Consider the following 24062-nt stretch of genomic DNA (forward strand, 5'->3'; position numbering starts at 1 on the left):
GCATGCTGTCATGGGGAAGGCCCCCAACATGGTCGCGTGTACTCACTCCATCGGTCAGGCTTGGGGAAACGTCGGTGCTGGCGAATCCCCCTCGGTTCTGACACCGAGCGCCTCAAAATTCGCCGCGATCTCGCTGAGGGGCGTTGAGAAGAAAAACGTGATTATCCTCAGATTGGCGGTGTTCCGACAGAGGATCGTAATGAAAATTGGTTCGCCGCCCCAGGGAAAGCGGGGCCCGGGCTTCACACGCCTGACATCGGCGATTGCGCGTGGGCGGGCGCGATAGCTGCGGATGGGAAGGCATTGCTCGGTGATGCTGAAGCGAAGCGTCCCGCCTTCGGCGTAGATCGCGGCGCTTCCCATGGCGGCGGTTGACAGGGCGTAGAAACCCAAGGGCCCGCAAACGCTCATCACAACAAGCCAGCCACCGAAAAGGGCGGTGTCGAATGATCCCAGGGGGCTGTCTTCTGGCGTCATCATCAGGAGGACGAGGGAACCAATCCCAACCAGGGCGCAGATCGACGCGGCCAGGAGCAGGCGAGGTATCGACTGCCTGGCGATAACGGTCTGACGTCCGGCCGCGTCGGTCATGTCTATTTGAGCCTGTTCATCCAGTACGCGGGATAGTTCATTTCAGGAGCTTCGCGCTTCAAGGTATCGTACTTTTCCAGAGCGCGATCCGAAACGCGACGGGCCCATTCGCTGCCGCCAAGGCCGCCCAGGACCCCGCCCACCGCAGCGCCGCCAACGGTTCCGAGGCCAGGCGCGACAGATCCCAGTTCTCCGCCGAGCACCGCCCCCGCCCCGGCGCCGCCCGTGCTTGCGCCCCACTCAAGGCCATTCTTCAGTGTGGCTGCTCGCTTCGACATGCCACCGCGAACATCGGCGAGGTAGTTCGAAACCGCCGCGCCTATCGACAGCGCGTTTCCGACCGGGCCCGTAAATCTCTTCAGGGCATCGGCCGCCATCAAGGCGTCCGCGTCATGCATGATCGATCCCATGACCTCTGAAGCGGCCTGGCCGCCTTCGGTCACATGCGCGCCCCTGTCCAGCCCCTCGGCCAGGCTCCTGGCGTCCGGCTGCGCCTGACGGGCCTGACGCGCCTTATGGGCGGAGATCATGGCGTCATAGGCCTTGCGATCGGTATCGACCACGGATCGCGGCGGAGCCGGTTGGCGGACCTGTCTTTGCTGCATTTGCCTCTCCGATCTGGGCCGTCGCACCACGCGCGGCCTCATCGGCCTACTTTACAGCGAAGTCCGCCAAATCGGAACAAAAAGAGAACGAATGTGGGCGTGTGTCAAGCCCGATAGACCACCCGGCCGTCAACCAGGGTCATCTTCACCTCGCCCTGCAGCCGGCGCCCGTCGAAGGGGGAGTTCTTGGACTTGGAGCGCAGCTTGGCCGCGTCGATCAGGATCGGCGCATTGAGATCGCAGAGCACCAGGTCGGCGGGTGCGCCCTTGGCCAGGCGGCCGGCGGCGAGGCCCAGGAGATCGGCGGGCTTGGAGGTGACCGCCCGCATCAGGTCGATCAGCGGAATGCGGCCGTCATGGTGGAAGGCCAGCAGGGCCGGCAGCAGGGTCTCAAGCCCCACGGCGCCGGGCGCGGCCTCGTCATAGGGCAGGCGCTTGTCCTCGGCCGGGGCGGGGCAGTGGGCGGAGACCACGATGTCGATCAGGCCCGAGGCCAGGGCCTCGATCACTGCCTGCCGGTCGTCCTCGCCGCGCACCGGCGGATCGAACTTCAGGAAGGTGCGGTAGTCGCCGATGTCGATCTCGTTGAACGACAGGTGGTTGATCGAGGTGGTGGCGGTGACCGGCAGGCCCTTGGCCTTGGCCCGCGCCAGGGTCTCCAGGGCGGCGGCGGTGGTCACCTGATCGACCAGGAAGCGGGCGCCGGTCAGCTCCACCAGGGCCATGTCGCGCTCCAGCATGATGCGCTCGGCGATGGCCGGGACCGAGGGCAGGCCGAGCCGTCCGGCCAGCTCGCCGGCCGTGGCGGCGGCTCCCGTCGACAGCCAGGGATCGGCGGGGCGGTGGGCGACCAGGGTGTCGAAGCTCTTGGCGTAGGCCAGGACCCGCTGCAGGACCTTGGAATTGACGATCGGCCGGTCGGCGTCGGTGACGAAGACGCAGCCGGCTTCCCGCATCAGGCCGATCTCGGCCATGCGCTCTCCCTTGGCGCCCTTGGTGGCGGCGCCGGCGGGATAGACGTGGACCAGTTCGATATCCCGCGTCCGGCGCAGGATGAAATCGACGACCGAGGCCTCGTCGATCACCGGATTGGTGTCGGGCTGCAGGACGATGGAGGTGACGCCGCCGGCCGCGGCGGCCAGGCCCGCTGACTTCAGCGTCTCCTTCGTCTCCGCCCCAGGCTCGCCGGTGCGGACCTTCAGATCGACCAGGCCCGGCGCCAGCATGGCGCCGCGGGCGTCGATCACCTCGATGTCGGCGGAGAGCGCGCCGAGATCGCCGCCCTGGACCACGTCGGCGATCTTGCCTTCGCGCACCAAAAGGGCGCCGGGACCGTCCCAGCCGGAGGCCGGGTCCACCAGGCGGGCGTTGATGAAGGCTTTGGCGCGGGTCATGGCTTAGAGCTCGAACCGTTCGACCCACTTGGCGACGTCGGGAGCCTCATAGGCCGCCAGCGCGTCGATCAGGGTGTCGGGGTGGTCGTTGAAGGTCAGCATCTGGCGATGGACCGGCTTGACGAAGCCCTGGTCCACCGTGTGGTCCAGGAAGCCGGCCAGGCCGTCATAGAAGCCGGCGATGTTCAGGAATCCGAAGGGCTTGGCGTGAAAGCCCAGCTGGCCCCAGGTCCAGATCTCGAAGATCTCCTCCAGGGTTCCGGCGCCGCCGGGCAGGGCGACGAAGCCGTCGGACAACTCGGCCATCCGCGCCTTGCGGGCGTGCATGCTGTCGACCATCTCCAGCCGGGTCAGGCCGGTATGGGCGATTTCCTTGCGCCCCAGCGCGGTCGGCAGGACGCCGATCACCTCGCCGCCGGCGTCGAGCGCCGCGTCGGCGATCAGGCCCATCAGCCCGACCTTGGCGCCCCCATAGACCAGCGTCATGCCCCGTTGGGCGATCGCCTTGCCGGTGGCCACGGCGGCCCGCGCGTAGCCGGGATCGGCCCCCGGGCTCGAGCCGCAGAAGACGCAGAGACTGCGCATCAGTCGTTTTCCAGGCGCGCGGCCAACACCGACAGCACCGCCATGCGGGCGGCGACGCCCATCTCAACCTGGTCCTGGATCAGGGAGACGGAGAGGTCGTCGGCCACCTCGGAATCAATCTCGACGCCGCGGTTCATGGGCCCGGGATGCATGACCCGGACGTGGGGGGCGGCGTGGGCCAGCTTTTCGCGGTCGAGGCCGAAGAAGCGGAAATATTCCCGCTGCGACGGGGCCATGACGCCGTCCATCCGCTCCAGCTGCAGGCGCAGCATCATGACGACGTCGCAGCCCTCGATGCCCTTGCGCATGTCGTGGAAGATTTCGACGCCCCAGCGGTCGGCCTGGCTGGGCATCAGGGTCGGAGGACCGACCAGGCGAACCTGGGCGCCCATCATCTGCAAGAGGCCGACATTGGAGCGGGCGACCCGGCTGTGCAGCACGTCGCCGCAGATCGCCACCTTCAGGCCGGCGATGCGGCCGAAGGCGCGGCGCATGGACAGCGCGTCGAGCAGGGCCTGGGTCGGATGCTCGTGCTGGCCGTCGCCGGCGTTGATCACCGAGCAGGTGACCTTCTGCGACAGGAGGCTGGCCGCGCCGGACGAGGCGTGGCGGATCACCAGCAGGTCCGGCTGCATGGCGTTGAGCGTCACCGCCGTGTCGATCAGGGTCTCGCCCTTGGAGATCGACGAGGAGCGGGGGCTCATGTTCACGACGTCTGCGCCGAGACGCTTGCCGGCCAGCTCGAAGGAGCTCTGGGTGCGGGTGGAGTTCTCGAAGAACAGGTTCATCAGCGTCCGACCCTTGAGCAAGTCGAGCTTCTTCGAGGTTTGGCGATTGAGCGACACGAAGCCGTCGGCCAGATCCAGCAGTCCCGCGACTTCGACGGGATTGAGATCAAGCACCGACAGGAAGTGTCGCCGCGGGAACGGGAAGGTCCTGCCGAGGACCTCGTTCAGACCGGGGGGCATGGTTGTCATTAAAGGGGCGTCTTAGGCGAAGTCGGTCCGGGCGCCAAGGGGAGGGGCGAAACCGCGCACAGTTTAGGCGGGGGGCTCCAGGCCGCGCAGCCGTTCGAGGGCGCCCTGCAGGATCCAGCCGGCGGCCATGGCGTCGACCAGCTCGGCCCGTTTGGCCCGGCTGGCGTCCAGCTCGTCGATCAGGAAGCGGTTGACCGCCATGGTCGACATCCGCTCGTCCCAGAAGGCGATGATCAGATCGGGGCGCAGGCGCAGGAGGTTGCGAGCGAAGGCGCGGTTGGACTGGCAGCGCACGCCCTCGGTCCCGTCCATATTGACCGGCAGGCCGATGACGATGGCGGCGATCTCGCGGGCGTCCATCAGCTTGAACAGGGCCTCGGCGTCCGGCATGAACTTGGTCTTGTGGAGGGTGTGCAGCGGGGTGGCGACCGTGCGGGTTGCATCCGAGACCGCGATCCCGATGGTCTTTTCGCCGAGGTCCAGCCCCACCAGGGCGCCGTAGCGCGGCAGGAGGGCGGGGAGTTCGGTCAGATCGATGACGGCCATGGGGCTCCATAGCCGGTGTCGGGCCCCGCGCGAAGCGTTGCGCGTTCACCAGACCTTATCCAGACAGCGGTTAGGGGAGAGGCTTCGCAATGTGACGGCGAAGGCTCGCCGTCGGAAGACTGGTCGCCATGGTCTCGCCCTTGACCCCCGACGCGGGCGTCGCTCATCCCCTGGGGGATCGGATCCGCGCCGCCGCGCGGCGCCTGCGGACGCTGCAGTTCGATCACCTGCGCACCAAGCTCACCGTGCTGTTCGCCGGCCTGTTCGTGGCGATCCTGGTGCTGATCCTTTCGGCGGTCTACGCCGCCGTGGCCCGCAACGCCGAGCGGATCGTGCGCGGCGAACTGGCGGCCAGCGGGCTGGTGTTCGACCGCATCTGGGCGCTGCGCTCGCACGAGCTGAGCAGCGGCGCCGGCGTGCTCGCCCATGACTTCGGCTTCCGGGCGGCGGTGGCCACCCAGGACGCCGCGACCATCCAGTCGGCCCTGACCAATCTGCGGGCCCGGCTCGGGATCGACGAGGCCTTCGTGGTCGGGCTGGACGGCCAGGTGCTGGCCGCCTCCAGCGCGACGGGCCTGAGGCCGGGGGCGGAGGTGCTCAACGCCATCGCCAGCCAGGACCAGGCGCGCGGCGTGTTCGTCATGGGCGGCATGCCATTCGAGGCGGTGTCCGAACCGATCCTGACCCCGGTGCTCAGCGGCTGGGTGGTGTTCGCCGTCCGGCTGGATCGCCACGAGATGAGCGCGCTGCAGCAGCTCTCCGCCATCCCCCTGCAGCCCGGCGTGCTGGTGCTGAACGGGCGCGGCGCCCTGCAGGCCGACACCAACGGGGTGACCCGGTCGGAACAACAGGCGGTGGTCGGGTATCTGAACGGCGGGTCCAAGGCCGCCGGTCCCCAGGGGGTCGTCCGCCTGGGCCCCTCGGTCGCGGTGATCAAGCCGCTGGCCTCGATGACCGACGACCGGGCCGCGCTCCTCCTGCGCTATCCGCTCGCCCAGGCCCTGAAGCCCTATGACTGGTTGCTCGGGGCCATGGCGGCCCTGGGCCTGCTGGGCCTGGCCCTGATCGCCGCGGGCAGCTGGGCGCTGGCCAAGAACGTCACCCGCCCGATCCTGGCCCTGCGCGACGCCGCCGAACGGCTGCAGCGGGGCGAGGACGCCAGCGTCGAGGCTGCGGGCTCCGACGAGATCGCCGCCCTGGAGCGCAGCTTCAACACCATGGCGCGGACCATCCGTGAGCGGGAGCGCGACCTGAAGGCCTCCACCACGCGGGCGGAGCTCGCCAACCGGGCCAAGAGCGAATTCCTCTCCAATATGAGCCATGAGATCCGCACGCCGCTGAACGGCATCCTCGGCATGGCCCAGGTGATGAGCCGCCAGGCGACCGATCCCGAACAACGCCAGCGGCTGGACGTCATCCGCGAGTCCGGCGAGGCCCTGCTGGGCATCCTCAACAGCATTCTCGACGTCTCGAAGATCGAGGCAGGGACCCTGGAGCTTGAGCTTCAGGACTTCGAGCTGGCGGCCATGGTCGAGGCGGCCTGCGCGCCGCACGCGGCCGAGGCTCGGGAAAAGGGCCTTGGCTTCTCGATCCATCTGCCGGCCGAGCTTCCCCGCGCCTGGCGCGGCGACCGGCTGCGCCTGCGCCAGGTGCTGAGCAACCTGGTCTCAAACGCCGTGAAATTCACCGCGGCCGGCCAGGTCGAGATCGAGGTGACCCAAGGCGCTACGGGCCTGAGCTTCACCGTCGCCGACACCGGGATGGGCATCCCGGCGGACTATCTCGAGTGGGTGTTCGAAAGCTTCGCCCAGGTGGACGGCGCCGCCACCCGCCGGACCGGCGGCGTGGGGCTGGGCCTGTCGATCAGCCGCGATCTCGCCCGGCTGATGGGCGGGGACCTGACCGTACGCAGCCGCGAGGGCGAGGGCACGGTGGTGACCTTCGAGGTTCCGCTCGAGGCTCGCCCCGACGCGGCGATCGCGCCCGCCGAACCGATCGCGCCGGCTGCGGACGCGGGGGAGGGGCGTCCCCTGCGCATCCTGGCGGCCGAGGACAACAAGACCAATCAGATGATCCTGACGGCCCTGCTCGAACCGCTGGGCCTCGACCTCACCCTGGTGGAGAACGGCCGCGAGGCGGTCGAGGCCTGCGCCCGAACCGACTTTGATCTGGTGCTGATGGACATCCAGATGCCGGAGATGACCGGGGTCGAGGCGACGGTCGCCATCCGCCAGGCCGAGGCGGAGCGCCGCCGGACGCCGACGCCAATCCTGGCGGTGACCGCCAATGTCATGGCCCACCAGGTCGCCGAATATCGCGACGTCGGGATGAGCGACGTGATCGCCAAGCCCATCGAGGCCGGTAAGCTGTTCGAGGCCATGGAGGCGGCGCTGGACGCGGCCGAGGCGTCTCAGGCGGAATCGACAGCGGCCGCCGCCGTGGCCTAGCCTCGCGCCGCAGACGCGGAGGCGACGGTGACGGACAACAGGCTGACGGCCTTGCCGGGCGTGCTGACGGTGAGCCCCGAGGGGCCGCGGATCGGCTCGGAGCGGGATGCGGCCGATATCGTGGGGCAGGCCTTCGAGCAGGGCGCCGCCTGGGTGGCCCTGCCGGTCGAGCGCCTGGGGCCGGACTTCTTCCGGCTCTCGACCCGCATCGCCGGCGAAGTGATCCAGAAGTTCATCACCTATCGCTTCAAGGTCGCGGTGGTGGGGGATATCTCGGCCTATGTGGCCGACAGCGACGCGCTCAGGGACTTCGTCTACGAGTCCAACCGCGGTCAGCAGGTGTGGTTTGTGGCGGACCAGGGCGAATTGGCGCGGCGGCTGGCCGCGATCGCGTCCTAAACCCACGCATCACTTGTCAAACCGGTCCCCGCGCGGCTAACCCCTGCGCAACGAACAGGAGGGCCCCATGGCCATCGACGCGGCGACCGTCCGCAAGGTCGCCCGGCTGGCGCGTATCGCCGAGCCGGAAGAAAAGCTGGAATCGCTCGCCAAGGAGCTCTCCGGGATCATGGCCTGGATCGAGCAGCTGGCCGAGGTGGACACCGACGGGGTCGAGCCCATGACCTCGGCCGTGGCCGTGGCCCTGCCGCTGCGCGAGGACGTGGTCACCGAGGGCGGCGACCCGTCCAAGGTGCTGTCCAATGCGCCGAAGTCGACGGGCGGCTTCTTCGTCGTGCCGAAGGTGGTGGAATAATGAGCGCCCTGACCTCGCTGACGCTCAAGGCCGCCCTCAAGGGCCTGGCCGACAAGTCGTTCTCCTCGCTGGAGCTGACCCGCGCCCATGTGGACGCGGTCGAGGCCGCGCGGCCTTTGAACGCCTTCGTGCTCGAGACCCCGGAGAAGGCCCTGGAAATGGCCGCCGCCGCCGACCGCCGCATCGCCGCGGGCGAGGCCGGTCCGCTGGAAGGCGCGCCGCTGGGCATCAAGGATCTGTTCTGCACCGAGGGCGTCCGCACCACGGCCTGCTCGGACATCCTGGGCAATTTCGTGCCGACCTATGAGTCGACCGTCACCTCGCAGCTGTGGCGCGACGGCGCCGTGATGCTGGGCAAGCTCAACCTCGACCAGTTCGCCATGGGCTCGTCCAACGAGACCTCGGCCTTCGGTCCGGTGGTCAACCCCTGGCGCGCCGAGGGCAGCAACCGCCAGCTGACGCCGGGGGGCTCGTCGGGCGGCTCGGCCGCCTCGGTGGCCGCCGACCTGTGCCTGGGGGCCACGGCCACCGACACCGGCGGCTCCATCCGCCAGCCCGCCGCCTTCACCGGCACGGTCGGGATCAAGCCGACCTATGGCCGCTGCTCGCGCTGGGGCGTGGTCGCCTTCGCCTCGTCGCTCGATCAGGCCGGCCCGATCGCCAAGACCGTCGAGGACGCCGCGATCCTGCTCAAGTCCATGTCGGGGCACGACCCCAAGGACTCCACCAGCCTGGACATCGAGGTCCCCGACTATCCGAGCTTCGTCGGCAAGTCGGTCAAGGGCCTGAAGATCGGCATTCCGAAGGAATACCGGGTCGACAACATGCCGCCCGAGATCGAGGCCCTGTGGCAGAAGGGGATCGCCTGGCTGAAGGAGGCCGGCTGCGAGATCGTCGAGGTCTCCCTGCCGCACACCAAGTACGCCCTACCGGCCTATTACATCGTGGCCCCGGCCGAGGCCTCTTCGAACCTCGCCCGCTATGACGGCATGCGCTTCGGCCTGCGGGTCGAGGGCGCGAACCTGACCGAGACCTATGAGAAGACCCGCGCCGCGGGCTTCGGGGCCGAGGTCAAGCGCCGCATCCTGATCGGCACCTATGTGCTGAGCCACGGCTATTACGACGCCTATTACGTCAAGGCGCTGAAGGTCCGCCGCCGCATCGCCGACGACTTCGACCAGGCCTTCCAGAAGGTCGACGCCCTGCTGACCCCGACGGCCCCCTCGGCCGCCTTCGGTCTGGGCGAGAACGCCGACGATCCGGTCGCCATGTACCTGAACGACATCTTCACGGTGACGGTGAACCTGGCCGGCCTGCCGGGGATGAGCATCCCCGCAGGCGTCGATCACAACGGCCTGCCGCTGGGCCTGCAGCTGATCGGCCGCGCGCTGGACGAGGGCACGCTGTTCTCGCTCGGCGGCGCGATCGAAAAGGCCGCGGACTTCAAGGCCAAGCCGGCGAAGTGGTGGTGATCGTCTAAGCCCTCGCCCCCCTTGGGGGAGAGGGTAGGGTGAGGGGCGGTCCGCGAAGCGGAGCGACTTTCTGCGCGCGATCACGTCGCGGCGTCTCAGCAGGGCCCCTCACCCAACCCTCTCCCCGCGGGCGGGGAGAGGGCAAGCAAGAGGGCTCAGGCGTCTTACTTCGGCAGCTTGTCCAGGTCGGCTTGGACCGCGGCGATCTGTTCGTCGGTCAGCTGACCGCCGGACATCGGCTGCAGGGCCTTCAGGGTCATGCCCTTGAACTGGTCAAAGGCCGGGTGGGCGGTGAGGCCGGGGACGTCCTTGTCGAGGATCGCCTTGGTTTCCGGCTTGGCGGCCAGGTCGGCGATCGGGGTCGATTCGACCGAGAGACCGCCATCGGCGAGGGCGGGCGCGGCGGCCAGGGCGCCGAACGACAGGGTCAGGCCCACGAGGCCGGCGGCAAGAGTCTTTTCATGAGAGGGTTTCCTTCCCGACGCGAGTTTTCGCGGGCGGAAGGAAGCGTGAAAACCGCTTTCCTGGCAAGGCTTGTTTGGCTGGCGCTTTCCCCAAAGCGCGGGCGGCGCTAGGAAGAGCCCATGACTGATACGTCCAAAGTGATCGAGGGCCGCACCGGCCCGTGGGAAATGGTTCTGGGCCTGGAGGTGCACGCCCAGGTCGCCTCGAACGCCAAGCTTTTCTCCGGCGCGGCCGTGGGATTCGGCGCCGGTCCGAACATGCAGGTCAGCCTGGTCGACGTCGCCATGCCCGGCATGCTGCCGGTGATCAACAAGCATTGCGTGGAGCAGGCGGTGAAGACCGGTCTCGGTCTGAAGGCCCAGATCCATCTGAAGAGCCTGTTCGACCGCAAGAACTATTTCTATCCCGATCTGCCGCAGGGCTATCAGATCAGCCAGTTCAAGGATCCGATCGTCGGCGAGGGCGAGGTCATCGTCGAGCGCGACGACGGCTCGACCTTCACCGTGCGCATCGAGCGGCTGCACCTGGAGCAGGACGCCGGCAAGAGCCTGCACGACCAGGACCCGAACGCCACGTTCATGGACTACAACCGCGCCGGCACGGCGCTGATGGAGATCGTCTCGCGCCCCGACATGCGCTGCGCCGAAGAGGCGGCGGCCTATGTGAAGAAGCTGCGCACCATCCTGGTCTATCTGGGCACCTGCGACGGCGACATGGAGAAGGGCAATCTGCGCGCCGACGTGAACGTCTCGGTCTGCCGCCCCGGCGCCTATGAGAAGTTCCGCGAGACCGGCGACTTCAGCCACCTGGGCACGCGCTGCGAGATCAAGAACGTCAACTCCTACCGCTTCATCCAGCAGGCGATCGAGTACGAGGCCCGCCGCCAGATCGAAATCCTGGAGGACGGGGGCAAGATCGACCAGGAGACCCGGCTGTTCGACGCGGTGAAGGGCGAGACCCGTTCGATGCGCTCCAAGGAAGAGGCGCACGACTATCGCTACTTCCCCGACCCGGACCTGCTGCCCCTGGTGCTCGATCCCGCCTGGGTGAAGCGCATCGAGGAAAGCCTGCCGGAACTGCCGGACGCCAAGAAGGCGCGGCTGCAGAGCCAGTACGGCCTGACGGCCTATGACGCCGGCGTGCTGATCATCGACCAGGCGCGCTCGGACTTCTTCGAGGCGGCCGCCAAGGGCCGCGACGCCAAGCTCGTCGCCAACTGGGTGACAAATGAACTGGCCGCCAAGCTGACGGCCGGCGACCTGGACATCTCGGTCAGCCCGATCGCGCCGTCGGAGATCGCCGAACTGGTCGCCCTGATCGAGGAAGGCGTGATCTCGTCGAAGATCGCCAAGGAGGTCTTCGAACGGATGTGGGCCGGCGAGGGCGCCCCGCGCGCCATCGTCGAGAAGGCCGGCCTGCAGCAGGTGTCCGACACCGGCGCGCTGGAGAAGATCATCGACGACCTGATCGCCGCCAATCCCGGCCAGGCCGCCTCGGTCGCCGAGAAGCCCCAGGCCATCGGCTGGTTCGTCGGCCAGGTCATGAAGGCCACCGGCGGCAAGGCCAATCCGGGCGTGATCAACCAGCTGCTGAAGAGCAAGCTGGGGGTCTAGTCCGGAGCGCGGCGGCCAACATCGCGGTCGCGGTCGAGGTCGAGGCTGCGCTGTTCCGCGCGCCTCGATCTTGACGGTCAGGACGCCGACAGACGGGCGATCAGATCCCACGCCGCCCAAGCCGCGAACGCGCCGTAGGCTGTGAGGATCGCGAAATAGATCTTGGGATTGCTGCGTCTGGCTATCCGATTGCTCAGCCCGACATAGGCCACGCCCACCTTGAGCTGAAACCCGATCAGACCGGAGAAGAGTCCAAGGGCGATCAGATCTTTCGACATTTTGAGCTCGGCTCCCGAGAAGGTCAGTCGCCTCAATACGCCAACTTCGGATACCAGTCCGCGCCGCGACCCTCCGGGGTCTGGTCGAGGATCGCCCACATCGGGCCGGGGTCGGGCGCGCCGCGGGGGTCTTGGCCGGGATCTGCGGTCTGGCCGGTCATCTCGCCGGACCAGAAGTGGCGCAGCGTCCCGTCGCGGCGGGTGAAGATGTTGAAGGACGGGATTTCCGAGCCGTCGGGGGCCAGGCCGAAATAGTCGCGGCTGTAGGCGCCGTCGAGGTCGGTCGCCATGCGCAGGTTCTTCCAGCCGCGCTCCTCCTTCCAGGCGATCAGCCGGTCGAGGGGCGAGGTGGCGACCACCACCAGGGACATGCGCTGGGCGATGTCGAGGGCGTTGCCCTCCCAGGCGCCCAGCAGGTTGGTGCACATGGGGCAGGGGCGTTCGCGCTGCGGCCCGAACATGTAGCTGTAGAGGCCGAGCGTCTGGTGGTCGCCGAACAGGCCCGCGAAGTCGGACGGGCCGTTCTCGGTCATGAAGCTGTAACGGCCGGTCACCGGTCCGCCCGGCGGCAGGGCGCGGCGCTGGGCGGCCACCCGCTCGATATGACGGCGAAGCTCGATCTCCTCGGCCAGCAGGGCCGTCCGCGCGGCCCGGTACTCGGCGCTCTCATTGGGAAAGCGGACCGGGTTGTCGCGGGCCAGGTCGGCGGCGGGGGTGAGAGGTAGGGACGAGGCGGTCATCAGCCGGGCTCCGGGCGCCAGAACATGCGGCTGTCAGACTGCGCCCGCCCGGACGCAGGTGACAAGGCGGGGGCGTCAGCGGTCGTCGAGGCCTCGCGAAAGCCGTCGGATTCTGCTCAAGGGGCGGCCGTCGCCACGGGGCGGACATGGGCCTGCAGCGCCGCGAGAAAGGCCCGGCTGTGGGTCTGCAGGCCGTGATTGCCCGCGCCGGGGATGACGACGAGCGCCTTGGTCGGCGCATGGATGCGGTCGAGCCAGGCGCGGGCCAGGGGAAGCGGCGCGTCGGTGTTGTCGTCGCCCTGGATGACGAAGACCGGGATCTGGAAATCCGGTCCCAGGCTCGCATAGTCGAAGCGCTCCCCCCAGGCCCGGCCAAAGGCGGCCTCGCTGGCCCGCATGCCCGGCGTGACGGCCAGGGCGTCGGCCAGGCTCCAGTGCGGCGCGGTCAGCACGTCCCAGGTCTGATGCGGCGGATTGGGCGCGTGGTATTTGCGGGCCACCTTCACGAAGGCGGCGACCTTGGCCGGGTCGCGCGGCGCCCGGAACGGCCACGGCCCGCTGATCCGGAGTTGGGCGAGGCTCTCCTGGTCGCCGGCCGCGGTCGCGCGGGCCTTCAGCCGCTCATAGCCGAACCGCTCCCGGTCCGCCCGCGGGCTGACGATCTGGCCCGCCCCGACATAGGCGGAATAGAGCGCGGGATCGGCGATGGCCATCCGGGTGGCGATGGTCGAGCCGAAGCCGGTTCCCAAGAGAATGATCCGGTCCTGGCCCAGGCGCCGCTGCAAATGCGCCGTCAGCTGCAGGCCGTCGCGGACCAGGCGGTCGACGCCCAGGTCCGGCGGAAGGCGTCGGCCCGCGCGGCATAGGTCTTGCCGGCGCCTGGCGGGTCCCACTGGACCACCGTGAAGTCGCGCTCCCACGGTCGGAAGGCGTCGACGAACGGGCTGAGCACCGTGCCCGGGCCGTCTGCGCCGACGCCGCCCACGATCAGGATCACCGGATTGCGCCGGTCCTCGCCCCGGATGGTCACCCACTGGTCGACCCCGCCGATCGAGACAAAGCCCGCCTCGTCGACGCCGGCGGCCGTCCGGATGGCCACGGCGCTGGCGTGCTGATGCTGGGCGAGGGCGCGTACGCCCAGCGCCCCTAGGCCCAGGGAGACCAGGATCGCGACCAGGCCGCCGATAATTCCAAACGCTCGACCCATGCCGCCAACCTCCCAGGCTGGCGGCATGAAATTACATTTGTAGTTTATAAGTCAAGGCCGGCGTGTCGCCGGCACTATTTCGCGGCCGGCGCCGTCCACTTGTCGAGCCAGCTGAACACGGTGTCGTGCCACTGGACGAGGTTCTGCGGCTTGAGCACCCAGTGGTTCTCGTTCGGGAAATAGAGCAGCTGGCTCGGCACGCCCTTGCGCTGCAGGGCGTCGAAGGTGGCCAGGCCCTGCTCGACCGGGATGCGGTAATCGCGCGGGCTGTGGATCACCAGTTCCGGCTTGGTCCACTGGGCCACGTGATTGACCGGGTTGAACTGCTCGTAGCCCGCCGGATTGGCCCAGGGCGTGCCGCCGTTCTCCCACTCGGAGAACCACAGCTCCTCGGTGGAATAGCCCATCATGCGGTTGTCGAAGATGCCGTCGTGATTGACCAGGCACTTCCAGGGGCTGTTCCAGTTCCCGGCGATCCAGTTAACCATGAAGCCGCCATAGCTGCCGCCCAGGGCGCAGGCCCGGTCCGCGTCGAGGAACGGATACTTGGCGAGCGCCGCGCTCCAGCCCTTCTGCAGGTCCTCCAGCGGCCGGTCGCCCCAGTGTCGGCTGATCGCATCGGTGAAGCCCTGGCCGTAGCCGGTGGAGCCATGGAAATCGATCATCACCACCGCATAGCCGTGGCCGGCATAGGTCTGGGCGTTCCAACGGTAATGGAAGAGGTTGCCGAACGAGCCCTGCGGCCCGCCATGGATCAGGAAGGCCACCGGATAGGTCTTGCCCGGCTGGAAATTGGCCGGCTTGACCACATAGCCGTGGACGGTCTCGCCGTTCCAGCCGGCGAAGCTGAACTGCTCGGCCTCGCCCATGGCGATCCCGGCCAGCTTGTCGGCGTCCACGTGGGTCAGCTGGATCGGCGCCTTGGCCTTGGCGGGCAGGCTGTAGGCCTGGGCCGGGCCGGAGAGGTCGTCGCGGTCATAGACGACGCCGGCCTTGGAGACGTCGAACTCGCCGACATGGCCGGGGCCGGTCAGGGCGACGGGCATTCCCCCCTTGGCGGCGTCGAAGGCGAAGAGCCGGGTCTGGCCGACGTCGCCGGCGATCACATAGAGGCTCTTGCCGTCCGCCGACCACTTCAGCCCGCCGGCCGAGCGATCCCACTGCGGGGCGAGTTCACGGGTCGCGCCGGTCTTGAGGTCGCGGATCATGATGCCGAAGCGGTCCGCCTCGAAGCCCGGCCGCTTCATGGCCAGCCAGGCGAGCTTGGAGCCGTCGGGCGAGAAGGCCGGCGCGGCGTCCCAGGCGAGGTTGTCGGCGGTCAGGTTGACCGGCTTGGGCGATCCGGACAGGGGCGCCTGGAACAGGTCGAAATTGGTGCTCCAGGGCTCGCTGGTCCCGGCGATGCGGGCGGAGAACACCACCGACTTGGAATCGGGGGTGACGGCGAAGTCGTCGTCGCCGCCAAAGGGCTTGGTGGGGATATCGGCGTCGAGGCCCGGGGTCACCTCGACCGGCTCACCCGCGGCGACGCCGTTGGCGTCCAGCGCCAGGGCGAAGAGGTGGTTGCGGGTCCCGTCCGCCCACTGATCCCAGTGGCGGACGAACAGCTTGTCGAACACCTGGCCGGTCGGGGTCTTGGGCTTGGCGTTGCGGTCGAGAGTGCATTGCACGGTCGGGCAGTCCGGATAGACCGCCAGGCCCACGACCAGGGTCTTGCCGTCGGGCGACAGGCGGAAGGCGCCGACATCCAGCGGCAGCTTGGTCACCTGGGTCGCGCTCGCGCCCTCGGCCGTGGTGCGCCAGACCTGGTCCGAGCCGGAGCGGCCGGAGATGAAATAGATGGCCTGGCCGTCCGGGCTCCAGCGCGCGCTCGAGACCCCGCCCTCGGAGATCGCCAGCCGGCGGGGCTCGGGCGTCTTGGCCTTCAGGTCGACCAGCCACAGGGCGTGGACGCCGCGGTCGGCCTTCCAGTCGGTGGTGCGCAGGTCGTAGACCGCATAGCGCCCGTCCGGCGAGGCGCGGATGTCGGAGACCCGGTCCAGGGTCGCCAGATCCTTGGCGGTGAAGCCGCGACCCTCGGCCGCCAGGGCGGGCGAGGCGACGACGGCGACGGCGACCGCGGCGAGCAAGAGGCGGCGAAGGGACATGGGCGTTTCCTGAGGGCTGTGGCGCGCGATCGGCGACCGATTTGGCGCAGGTGGTATCATGCGCACGATCCGACCTCCAGGCCGGCGCGAGCGCGCATGAAAAGGCCCCGAAGCTGGGCTCCGGGGCCTTGTGTCTTCCAGGACGGGCGATCCTAGTTGTTGATGATCTCGAAGATCAGACCCGTGGTGATCGCCGCCAGCAGGTAGTCGTCGCCGACCCGGTACCAGCGATAGCCGCGGGGCGGCGGGCGCAGGTGGTAGCGGTAATAGTCGTCGACCCAGTAGCCGCGATAGGACGGCGGCAGGACGCCGCCGCGACGCCAGGCCACATAGCCCGGGCGGTAATAGGGATTGCCGTAATAGGCCTGCGGCGGCGGGCCGTAGGACCAGCGGTTGTTGTAGTAGTAGCCGTTGTGACGGCCGGCGTCCCAGCGATCGTCGCGGTGCTCCCAGCGGTCTTCATGCCGGTCCCAGCGATTGTCGCGACGGTCGTCGCGGCGATCATCCCGCCGGTCCCAGCGATCCTCGTGTCGATCCCAAGGGTCCGCATGGGCGGCGGTGGCGGCGGCCATAGGGCCGGCGACGGCCGCGGCGGCGGCCAGGGTCAAGATCAGGCGCTTCATCGGCCTCTCCTCAAGTCAATCCATCACCCCTCGTAGGCGCAGGATCGACCGGCCAGCCTGAACTCAGCCTGAACAAGACTGTCAGCCTCCCGGTCCGCGATGCGTGGCGCGGACCGGGAGCGCCGGATCAGTTCGGGAAGTTCATGATGGTGACGATCGCGCCGGTCTCGGTGGAGGCCAGCACGTAGTCGTTGCCGATGTGGTACCAGGCGAAGCCGTTCTTCGGACGCGGCAGGCCCTTGATATAGCCGCTGATCCGGTATCCGCGCAGGTTCGGCGGAAGCAGGGTCTCGGGCCGCCAAGTACTTTGACCCGGCGTATACTGGTCATAATAGCTCGGATAGTAGTTGCTCGGGCCGGCGGCCGGCGCCGGCGGATAATAGGGCGCGTTCGGCGCGTAGTACTGGGGGCCGGCATAGGCCGGCGGCGGCGCATATTGCGGGGGCGGGGCGTAGCCGCCGTTGCTGCTGTGCTGCTCATAATAGGCCCAGCGTTCGTCCTGAGCGGACGCGGTCCCGCAGGCGCAGGGGTCGGCCCCATACGCTTCGCGCGGCGCATAGTAACCGGTCCGCAGATCGATCGATTGCGCTTGCGCGACGCCCGCCAGGGCCAGGAAGGTCGCCGCCGAAACGGTCGCGGCGAAAATATTTTGCAGTTTCATGGGGTCCCCACCGAGCGCACAGAACACGCCTGGGCCACAGCCTGAGGGCGCATTTCCACGATTAACTCAATCCAGAGGCCCCTGTCAGGCGTGCTCGCCTGCCACGGTAGCGCTTTTCCCCCCATTGGCGTTAACCACCCGGCGATGGAGGTTTCCGGCCAGTAACTGACGTGAATTCTTCGTGTAAGTGCGACCTAACATCGCGTCCTCAGCGTTTAACTATATGTTCAGCGCCTATAGACTTCTCTGAGGTCGTAGCTGGTCTGAAGCGTTACCCAGAACGGGTTTCGGGGCCACACATAAGGATACGACATCATGCTTTCGAGCGTGGAATCGGAAGGTCTGCCCCTGCCCAAGCCGGACGCGACCGGTGACGAACTCTTCCGGATGGGGCTGCTCTACTCGACCGGCCAAGGCGGCGCGCCGCTGGACTATGTCTCGGCCCACATGCTGTTCAATCTGGCCGCGATGCGCGGTTCGGTCGAAGCCAAGGTCTACCGCAAGGAACTGAGCCAGGAGATGGCCTCCGACGAGGTCGCCGAGGCCCAGCGCCAGGCGCGCGAGTGGTTGGCCCACGGCTGATCCTCGCGCGGCGAGATCCTTCTGGACGCCAGCCCGCGGCTTTGCGGGGGCGTCGCGGTTATTTGGTGGTCGTTGAGCCGACCGCGTAGCTGAAGCCGAATTGCACAGGCGACAGGTCGCGGAAGTATTGTTGGACGAACAGGCCCGCATTGGCCACGCCGCTCCGCGGCACATAGACGATGTCGAACCGGCGCAGGGGCGCCAGGTCGGCGCTCGGGGACTTCAAGCCCTTGCCGAGGTTGATGGTGCGCATCATGCCGCGCCCGTCCGGCCCGCGACGCAGGAGGATGACCTCCTTCAGATTGGCGGACGGCTTGAAGCCGCCGGCCTGGATCACGGCGCGCAGGGCGTCGCCGTCGCCGATCATGTCATAGACGCCAGGCGTTCCGACCTCGCCGCCGACAAACACCTTGAGCGGCGCGGCCTTGGGCGTGACGTCCACGTAAGGCCGAAGGAGCTGCGCCGCATAGGCGTCGGACAGGCTCGCCTGCAGCTCGGGAATCGTCCGGTCCGCCGCCATGATCGCCGGAATCAGCGGCATGGAGATCCGCCCGTCCGGCTGCACCGTCACCGTCTTGTTCAGCTCCGGCGCCGAGGGCAGGGAGATTTCGATCTCGTCGCCGGGATAGAACCGGTAGGGCGGGTCGTAGTCGCTCCAGGTCGAATAGGGGATGTCGCCGAAATCGGCGTTGCGGTCGCGCTTCGGCGCGGGCTCGTCGCGGCGTCCCAGGAGATCGACATTGGGCAAGGCCACATGCGGCATGGCGACATGGGGCAGGGCCAGGCGCGGCGCCGCGCAGCCGCTCAGGATCAGGCCTGAGAGGGCGATCAGGGCCAGGGCGTGCTTGGGGGCCGGGGTCATGGCCTAAAGGTTAAGGAGAATGGGTAATGGAACATTAATGCTCCCCGGCGACCGTGGGCCAGTAAGGGCTAGAACGGTCGGATTCGTATGGCGGCGCCAGGCGCTTGGACATTAAGGCCGCACGACACGCCGCCGCGGACCGATTGGGCCGCGCGACCGCGCTATGCTGTCTCGGACTTCGCGACCCTCCTGTGGCGCGAGCGCCTGTTGATGATCGTGATCTTCGCCGTGATCGCCGTGCTGGGCCTGGGCGCGGCGCTCACCATGAAGACCAGCTATCCGGCCAATTCCAGCGTGCTCGTCCGGCTGGGCCAGGAATATGTCTATGAGCCGCGGGCGGGGGATGCGGCGCGGGGGGCCGTGCCGGATTCCGACCAGCTGATCCAGTCCGAGACCGAGATCCTGGGATCGGCCGCCCTGAAGCAGAAGGTCATCGACCGGCTGGGCCTGGCGCGGATTTATCCCGAGCTTGCGACCAAGTACGCCTCGGCGTCGCCGGCGGCGAAGAAGCTGATCATCGGCCAGGCGATCCACGCCATGGAGACCAACACCAAGATCGAGACCGCGCCGGGCACGCCGATCATCCGGATCAGCTTCACCAGCGAGGATCCGCAGACCGCGGCCCTGGTGCTGAACACCCTGCTCGAGGAGTATCTGATCTACCGGCGCACGGTGCTGACCGATCCGACCTCGCCGGCGCTGGAGCAACAGCGCACCGCCTTCGAGGCGCGCCTGGCCGAGGCCGATCGGGCCTATGAGGACTTCCTCAACAACAACCGCATCGGCGACTTCGTGGCCGAGAAGGCCTCGCTGGGCCAGCTCCAGGCCCAGATCGAGACCCAGAAGTACCAGAACGCGGCCCAGCTGCGCGATCGCATCGGCCGGCTCGCGGCGCTCGACGCCCAGCTGAACGGGGTCTCCCAGGAAGTCGGGCTCTATCGCGACATCTCCAGCGCCGCCTCCGACAAGCTGGCCAGCCTGAAGGTGCAGCGCGAGGACCTCCTGTCGCGCTATCGCAACGACGCCCGCCCGGTGCAGGAACTCGACGCCCAGATCGCCCAGCTGGAGGCCGGCATGGCCGCCGGCCGCACCCATGCGGACGGCGCCCGTCGGATCGGTGTCAATCCGGTCTACCAGACCCTGCAGACCGAGAAGATCCAGCTGACCGCGGAGGTCGCCGCCCTCAAGCAAGCCGACGCCGCCCTGGCCGAGCAGGTCGACCAGCTGACCCAGCGCCGGCTGAAGCTGGCCGAGCTGGAGCCCCAGTTCCAGGAGCTGAGCCTCGACCGCGACGTCCTGCAGGCCAATGTCCGCGACTACACCGTCAAGGAAGAGCAGAGCCGGGCGGCCCAGGAGATCGCGGCGCGGACCAATGACAACATCCGCATCGTCAGCCGCGCGACCCCGCCCTCCAAGGGCAAGAGCCTGAAGAAGCCGGTGATGGTCCTGGCCCTGCTGTTCGCCGCCTTCACCGCGGTTTGCGCCGGTCTCCTGCGGATGTTCCTGCGGCCGGGCCTGCCCACCGCGCAGTCAGCGTCGCGCACCCTCGACCTCCCGGTGCTCGGCGCCGCGCCCTTCAAAATACAGTAGTGGCTTTACATCGGTCGCGACGAAGGGCTCCGGTTCGCCTGAGAGCAGTTTGCAGTAGCTTGAGCGCCTTATGTGCGCGGCGATTCGAGAGATGGTGGATCTGAACGCCGAGATGGCCGAGCTCTGGGCGTCGCTGGGCGCGCCGGCGGCTGGCCGCGCGCGCGTGGTCCAGATCGTCTCCGCGCGCCGGGGGGAGGGCGCCTCGACCGTCGCCCGGGAGCTGGCCTTCTTCGCCGCCCGTCGCGCCGGCCGCTCGGTCTGGCTGGTCGATCTCGATCTGTTGGGTTCGCCGCAGTACGAGGCCCTGCGCGAGGAAAGCGATCGTTACGGCGGTCTGGGGGAGGCGGCGGCCGCCAGTCCCGACGGCTCGATGTTCTTCACCGTCCAGCCCCAGGCGCGGGTCGCGGACGGGACGCCGTTCCCGGACAGCCGATATCTCGCTGCCCATCGGGTGGGCGAGGCGCGCTGGTGGGTCACCCGCTTCCGGCGCGAGGCCCTGCGCGGCCGCCAGGCGGTCCATATCCTGCCGACCGGCGACTATTGGACGGCCTTGCGCAAATACGCCGACCTGATCGTGGTCGATGCGCCGTCGCCCGATCGCTCCCAGGCCGCGCTCAGCGTGGCCTCCTTCATGGACCAGACAGTCATGGTGGTCGCCGCCGACGAGGCGGACGTCCGGGCACCGGCCCAGCTGCGTGACGCCATCACCGGCGCCGGCGGTAATGTGGCCGGCCTGTTCGTCAACCGGGTGACGGTGGAGCAGCCGCGTTTCCTCAAGGCCATCATGCCGTGACCCAGCAGACCTGGGTCATGACCCGGCCGGAACCGGCCGACCATGTCACGGCCTTCCGCCTGCTGGTCTTCGGCTGCGCCGTCGGGATCGTGCTGATCTTCAGCCAGGCCTGGGTCTTCCCCCTGCTGGGCGACAACGAGGACGCAGCGGCGGACAGCCTGGTCCGCGCCCTGTTCTTTCCCGCCTACGGCATGGCCCTGTTCCTGGCGGTCCTGGCCCCGGCGAGCGCATTCTGGGCGACCTTGCGCCAGCCGTTCCTGATCCTGCTGATGCTCATCGTCGGCGCCTCGATCACCTGGTCGGTGTCGCCGGATCAGACCCTGCGCCGGGTGGTGGCGATCTATGCGACGACCTTGGGCGGGGTGGTGCTCGGCTCCCGCTATCGCTGGGCCGACCTGGCCGAGGTGCTGGCGACGGCGTTTGCGACCCTGGCCGTGATCGCCTTCGTCGTGCCCATCGCCTTTCCCTCGATCGGGATCATGCACGAGCTGTTCCCCGGCGCCTGGCGCGGGGTGTGGCCGGAGAAAAACATCCTGGGCGGGATCATGGCCCTGGGCTTCGCCATCCTGGCCGGGACCGCCATGCTCAACCCGCATCGCGCCAGGCTGTGGTGGAGCTTCGCGGCCCTGTGCCTGCTGCTGGTTCTGCTCTCGACCTCCAAGACCTCCTTGGTCGCGCTGGTCATGGGGTTCGGGACCCTGATCTTCGTGGCCCTGGTCCGCCGCAGCCCGGCGATCGGGGTGGCGACCGTCTGGCTCGCGGTGCTGGGGATCGGCCTGGTGGCGAGCGTCGCCCTGTTCGCCTCCGACATCTTGTTCAAGGCGCTCGGCAAGGACGCGACCCTGACGGGCCGGACTGAGGTCTGGACAGCCGCGATTCGCCAGATCGAGCTCCGACCCTGGACAGGCTACGGCTACGCCGCCGTCTGGGACGACACCGACCCCTGGGCCCCGCTGGCCAAGATCGTCAAGGAGGCCCACTGGCGGCCGCACCACTCGCACAACTCCTGGATTGAGCAGTGGCTGGGCCTGGGCGTGTTCGGCCTGGCGTCCTGGGCCTTCTATTTCCTGCAGACCATGGTCATGGGGGTGGTGGCGGCGTTCCGCACGCCCGGCGCCTATCTGGCCCTGCCGTTCCTGGTGATCTACGCCCTGACCTCGCTGACCGAGAGCGTGGCGGTGACCTATAACGATTTCCGCTGGGTGATCTTTGTCGCCCTGTCGGTCAAGCTGTGCTGGCCCGACCGGGAGGTCAGGACCTAGCGGCCTCTTCGCGCGCCAGCCTGCGGGCGTGGTGGCCGGTCCAGAAATGCCAGTAGTCGCGCGCCAGGTCCGGCGCCACCCAGAAGCCGTGCCGATAGGGGGTGTCGACACCGATCGCGAGCGACGGATCGGCCGTGCCGCGCCAGGTGCCGAACAGCCGGTCCCAGATGGGCGCCATGGCGAAATGTCCGGTCGGCTCGGTCATGTCGAGCTTGTGGTGCAGGCGGTGGTGCAGGGGCGACTGGATGATCCAGCGGCCGACCCAGCCCCAGTCCGACGCCATCTGGGAATGGATCAGGAAGCCCACCGTGGTGGCGATCACGTTCACATAGATCATCACCGCCGGCGGGGCGCCCAGGATCGCCAGGGGCAGGTTGATCATGAAGATCACGGTGAAGGCGGCGGGATGCTGGCGCGCCGAGGTGGCGACGCAGAAGTCCTCGGCCGAGTGATGATAGCGGTGCAGGGGCCAGAACCAACGGCTGTGGTCCAGGCGATGGGTCCAGTAGTCGAAGAAGGTGTAGACGTAGAAATAGATCACGATCTGGACCGGCAGGGGCAGGCCGCTCGGATCCACGGCGAAGCCGGTGGCCGCCACGATGCGGTCCCGCATCCAGCCCCCCGAGAGCATCGAGGCGCCCAGCATCATCACCCGGCCAGCGAGGTCCAGGACATGGCCCTGGGCCAGGACCAGCAGGGCCATGTCGGTCCTGATCGAGCGGGTGGGCGCAAACAACATCCGGCGGGCGGAGCTCTGCGCCCAACCGACCACGAGGCATTCCAGCCACAGCGCGAAGGGCAGGATCGCCAGGAGCAGCATCGCCTCGCCGAGGAGCCGGTCATGGACGTGGCCCACGGAGATCGTGCGGCCGAACACCTGAAAAGTCAGCTGGTCCGGCAGCAGGCGTGACAGGCCCCACCAGGCGATCCCGAGCAGGCCGGCATAGGCGAACAGCCCCAGGACGATCATCAGTCGATCAAGCCCGAAGGGCCGCGGCGCGGTGTCCGGCAAGGCGGTCGAGGTCAGGCTCATGCGGCGAGGCTCGCGGCCGGCTGCAGGCGGCGCATGGCTTCGCGCACGGTGACCACCTGGAACCCGTCATGGGTCGCCGCGTCGATCAGCCGGGCCAGCACCTCGGGCGTGCAGCCCCAGGGGGAGGGATCGGGGCGGACGTCGTGGGTGTAGAGGATCAGCCAGGCCTTGCCGGCCTTGGCCTCGGCCAGCCAGCGGCGGGCCACGGCCTCGCCGTCCGGGCCTTCGATCCCGACGGCGGGCAGTTGGTTGAGGTCGGTTCCCTGGGTGATCACCCCGTGGTGCAGGGCGCGCAGCGTATCGTATCGCTTGGCGAGGGCCTGCTTGGGGCCCGAGGCGATCTCGCCATAGGGATAGGCGAAGTTCTCGACCTCGAAGATCCCCCAGTCGGCCAGGGCGCGGGCGTTGCGGGCGGTGTCTTCCCAGGCCTCGGCCGGTTTGGCGCGGCCGCAGTCGAGGTGGGAATAGGTGTGGCAGGCGATCTCATGGCCGGCGCGGGCGAGGCGCTGATAGTCGACCTTCTCGGCGCAGGGGCCCATGGGCGCGGCCTGTCCCGCCAGGCCCGCCGAAACATAATAGGTGCCGGCCAGGCCTCGGGTCTCGAGCAGGGCGGCGCCGGCGACGGTCGCCGACAGGGGCGCGTCGTCGAAGGTGAAGGAGACCATCGGCGCCTGGGGCACGGTCGCAAGGGGGCGCTTGTGCGCCAGTCGGACGAGGCGACGGCGGAGCTTGCCCGCGATCGAGCGGTCAGCGGAATAGGCGCCTTCGTAGCCGGTCATCCCATGGCCTCCGCATAGAGGGCGGCGCGATAGAGCCGAAGCGCGAAGGCCCGGGT

At 68.5% G+C, this 24062-nt stretch carries 26 protein-coding genes; 9 read left to right on the forward strand and 17 right to left on the reverse strand.

Annotated elements, in window-relative coordinates; genetic code table 11:
* Nucleotides 1-54: 54 nt before the first annotated feature.
* The 6 genes from MQH10_RS03670 to ruvX form a co-directional block, all read right to left on the reverse strand.
* On the reverse strand, nucleotides 55-591 hold the full coding sequence (locus MQH10_RS03670; RefSeq protein WP_242562714.1) for a hypothetical protein: 537 nt from the start codon (nucleotides 589-591) through the stop codon (nucleotides 55-57).
* A 2-nt stretch (nucleotides 592-593) separates the two neighbouring features.
* Nucleotides 594-1196: a hypothetical protein gene (locus tag MQH10_RS03675; protein WP_242562715.1), complete on the reverse strand. Its 603-nt coding sequence runs from the start codon at nucleotides 1194-1196 to the stop codon at nucleotides 594-596.
* Between the two features lie 104 nt (nucleotides 1197-1300).
* A complete protein-coding gene (gene pyrC / locus MQH10_RS03680; RefSeq protein WP_242562716.1) occupies nucleotides 1301-2590 on the reverse strand; it encodes a dihydroorotase in 1290 nt (429 codons plus the stop codon).
* 3 nt (nucleotides 2591-2593) lie between these two features.
* Nucleotides 2594-3175 (reverse strand): LOG family protein, encoded by a 582-nt coding sequence (locus MQH10_RS03685; RefSeq protein WP_242562717.1) that lies wholly within the window; start codon nucleotides 3173-3175, stop codon nucleotides 2594-2596.
* Nucleotides 3175-4152, reverse strand: a complete 978-nt coding sequence (locus MQH10_RS03690; RefSeq protein WP_242562718.1) for an aspartate carbamoyltransferase catalytic subunit — start codon at nucleotides 4150-4152, stop codon at nucleotides 3175-3177. Before MQH10_RS03690 ends, MQH10_RS03685 begins: the two co-directional genes overlap by 1 nt.
* 63 nt (nucleotides 4153-4215) lie before the next feature.
* Entirely contained in the window at nucleotides 4216-4698 is a 483-nt protein-coding gene (gene ruvX, locus MQH10_RS03695; RefSeq protein ID WP_242562719.1) for a Holliday junction resolvase RuvX, read from the reverse strand.
* Nucleotides 4699-4826: 128 nt separating this feature from the next.
* On the opposite strand from ruvX, the gene MQH10_RS03700 reads away from it, so the two are divergent.
* The 4 genes from MQH10_RS03700 to gatA all read left to right on the forward strand — a co-directional run bounded on the left by MQH10_RS03700 (nucleotide 4827) and on the right by gatA (nucleotide 9371).
* A complete protein-coding gene (locus tag MQH10_RS03700) occupies nucleotides 4827-7145 on the forward strand; it encodes an ATP-binding protein (RefSeq protein WP_242562720.1) in 2319 nt (772 codons plus the stop codon).
* Nucleotides 7146-7172: 27 nt separating this feature from the next.
* Nucleotides 7173-7544: a DUF4180 domain-containing protein gene (locus MQH10_RS03705; protein WP_242562721.1), complete on the forward strand. Its 372-nt coding sequence runs from the start codon at nucleotides 7173-7175 to the stop codon at nucleotides 7542-7544.
* A gap of 67 nt (nucleotides 7545-7611) precedes the next feature.
* Nucleotides 7612-7899, forward strand: a complete 288-nt coding sequence (gene gatC / locus MQH10_RS03710; RefSeq protein WP_242562722.1) for an Asp-tRNA(Asn)/Glu-tRNA(Gln) amidotransferase subunit GatC — start codon at nucleotides 7612-7614, stop codon at nucleotides 7897-7899.
* Nucleotides 7899-9371, forward strand: coding sequence for an Asp-tRNA(Asn)/Glu-tRNA(Gln) amidotransferase subunit GatA (gene gatA / locus MQH10_RS03715; RefSeq protein ID WP_242562723.1), 1473 nt, complete (start codon nucleotides 7899-7901; stop codon nucleotides 9369-9371). Before gatC ends, gatA begins: the two co-directional genes overlap by 1 nt.
* A 164-nt stretch (nucleotides 9372-9535) precedes the next feature.
* Here gatA and MQH10_RS03720 read toward each other — a convergent pair whose 3' ends face one another.
* A complete protein-coding gene (locus MQH10_RS03720) occupies nucleotides 9536-9808 on the reverse strand; it encodes a hypothetical protein (protein WP_242562724.1) in 273 nt (90 codons plus the stop codon).
* Nucleotides 9809-9955: 147 nt separating this feature from the next.
* Here MQH10_RS03720 and gatB point away from each other — a divergent pair, with 147 nt between their 5' ends.
* Entirely contained in the window at nucleotides 9956-11449 is a 1494-nt protein-coding gene (gatB, locus tag MQH10_RS03725) for an Asp-tRNA(Asn)/Glu-tRNA(Gln) amidotransferase subunit GatB (protein WP_242562725.1), read from the forward strand.
* Between the two features lie 77 nt (nucleotides 11450-11526).
* On the opposite strand, the gene MQH10_RS03730 is transcribed toward gatB, so the two are convergent.
* From MQH10_RS03730 to MQH10_RS03760, 7 genes are all read right to left on the reverse strand, one after another.
* Nucleotides 11527-11727 carry a hypothetical protein gene (locus MQH10_RS03730; protein ID WP_242562726.1) on the reverse strand — a complete coding sequence of 67 codons (201 nt, stop codon included), beginning with the start codon at nucleotides 11725-11727 and terminating at the stop codon, nucleotides 11527-11529.
* A gap of 32 nt (nucleotides 11728-11759) precedes the next feature.
* A complete protein-coding gene (locus MQH10_RS03735) occupies nucleotides 11760-12467 on the reverse strand; it encodes a DUF899 family protein (RefSeq protein ID WP_242562727.1) in 708 nt (235 codons plus the stop codon).
* 116 nt (nucleotides 12468-12583) lie between these two features.
* Entirely contained in the window at nucleotides 12584-13252 is a 669-nt protein-coding gene (locus MQH10_RS03740) for an alpha/beta hydrolase (RefSeq protein WP_242562728.1), read from the reverse strand.
* An 8-nt stretch (nucleotides 13253-13260) separates the two neighbouring features.
* Nucleotides 13261-13674 (reverse strand): hypothetical protein, encoded by a 414-nt coding sequence (locus MQH10_RS03745; protein ID WP_242562729.1) that lies wholly within the window; start codon nucleotides 13672-13674, stop codon nucleotides 13261-13263.
* Between the two features lie 74 nt (nucleotides 13675-13748).
* Entirely contained in the window at nucleotides 13749-15821 is a 2073-nt protein-coding gene (locus MQH10_RS03750) for a S9 family peptidase (RefSeq protein WP_242562730.1), read from the reverse strand.
* 152 nt (nucleotides 15822-15973) lie between these two features.
* Entirely contained in the window at nucleotides 15974-16444 is a 471-nt protein-coding gene (locus MQH10_RS03755; RefSeq protein WP_242562731.1) for an RcnB family protein, read from the reverse strand.
* Nucleotides 16445-16571: 127 nt separating this feature from the next.
* On the reverse strand, nucleotides 16572-17105 hold the full coding sequence (locus MQH10_RS03760) for an RcnB family protein (RefSeq protein ID WP_242562732.1): 534 nt from the start codon (nucleotides 17103-17105) through the stop codon (nucleotides 16572-16574).
* A gap of 315 nt (nucleotides 17106-17420) precedes the next feature.
* Between MQH10_RS03760 and MQH10_RS03765 the strand changes: the two genes are divergently transcribed.
* On the forward strand, nucleotides 17421-17687 hold the full coding sequence (locus MQH10_RS03765; protein ID WP_242562733.1) for a sel1 repeat family protein: 267 nt from the start codon (nucleotides 17421-17423) through the stop codon (nucleotides 17685-17687).
* 58 nt (nucleotides 17688-17745) lie between these two features.
* Here MQH10_RS03765 and MQH10_RS03770 read toward each other — a convergent pair whose 3' ends face one another.
* On the reverse strand, nucleotides 17746-18549 hold the full coding sequence (locus MQH10_RS03770) for a polysaccharide biosynthesis/export family protein (RefSeq protein ID WP_242562734.1): 804 nt from the start codon (nucleotides 18547-18549) through the stop codon (nucleotides 17746-17748).
* A gap of 210 nt (nucleotides 18550-18759) precedes the next feature.
* Here MQH10_RS03770 and MQH10_RS03775 point away from each other — a divergent pair, with 210 nt between their 5' ends.
* The 3 genes from MQH10_RS03775 to MQH10_RS03785 all read left to right on the forward strand — a co-directional run bounded on the left by MQH10_RS03775 (nucleotide 18760) and on the right by MQH10_RS03785 (nucleotide 22194).
* Nucleotides 18760-20139 (forward strand): GumC family protein, encoded by a 1380-nt coding sequence (locus MQH10_RS03775; protein WP_242562804.1) that lies wholly within the window; start codon nucleotides 18760-18762, stop codon nucleotides 20137-20139.
* Nucleotides 20140-20230: 91 nt separating this feature from the next.
* Nucleotides 20231-20932, forward strand: coding sequence for a P-loop NTPase family protein (locus MQH10_RS03780; protein ID WP_242562735.1), 702 nt, complete (start codon nucleotides 20231-20233; stop codon nucleotides 20930-20932).
* Nucleotides 20929-22194, forward strand: a complete 1266-nt coding sequence (locus MQH10_RS03785; protein WP_242562736.1) for an O-antigen ligase family protein — start codon at nucleotides 20929-20931, stop codon at nucleotides 22192-22194. Before MQH10_RS03780 ends, MQH10_RS03785 begins: the two co-directional genes overlap by 4 nt.
* On the opposite strand, the gene MQH10_RS03790 is transcribed toward MQH10_RS03785, so the two are convergent.
* Complete coding sequence (locus MQH10_RS03790; RefSeq protein ID WP_242562737.1) at nucleotides 22184-23227, reverse strand: sterol desaturase family protein; 1044 nt, start codon at nucleotides 23225-23227, stop codon at nucleotides 22184-22186. The genes MQH10_RS03785 and MQH10_RS03790 overlap by 11 nt on opposite strands.
* Nucleotides 23224-24006: an oligosaccharide deacetylase HfsH gene (gene hfsH, locus MQH10_RS03795; RefSeq protein WP_242562738.1), complete on the reverse strand. Its 783-nt coding sequence runs from the start codon at nucleotides 24004-24006 to the stop codon at nucleotides 23224-23226. The genes MQH10_RS03790 and hfsH overlap by 4 nt, the downstream gene beginning before the upstream one ends.
* Nucleotides 24007-24062: the final 56 nt, after the last annotated feature.

Origin of the sequence: Phenylobacterium aquaticum, from assembly GCF_022695515.1 — a bacterium.
In the GTDB taxonomy this organism is placed as follows: Bacteria; Pseudomonadota; Alphaproteobacteria; order Caulobacterales; family Caulobacteraceae; genus Phenylobacterium; species Phenylobacterium aquaticum.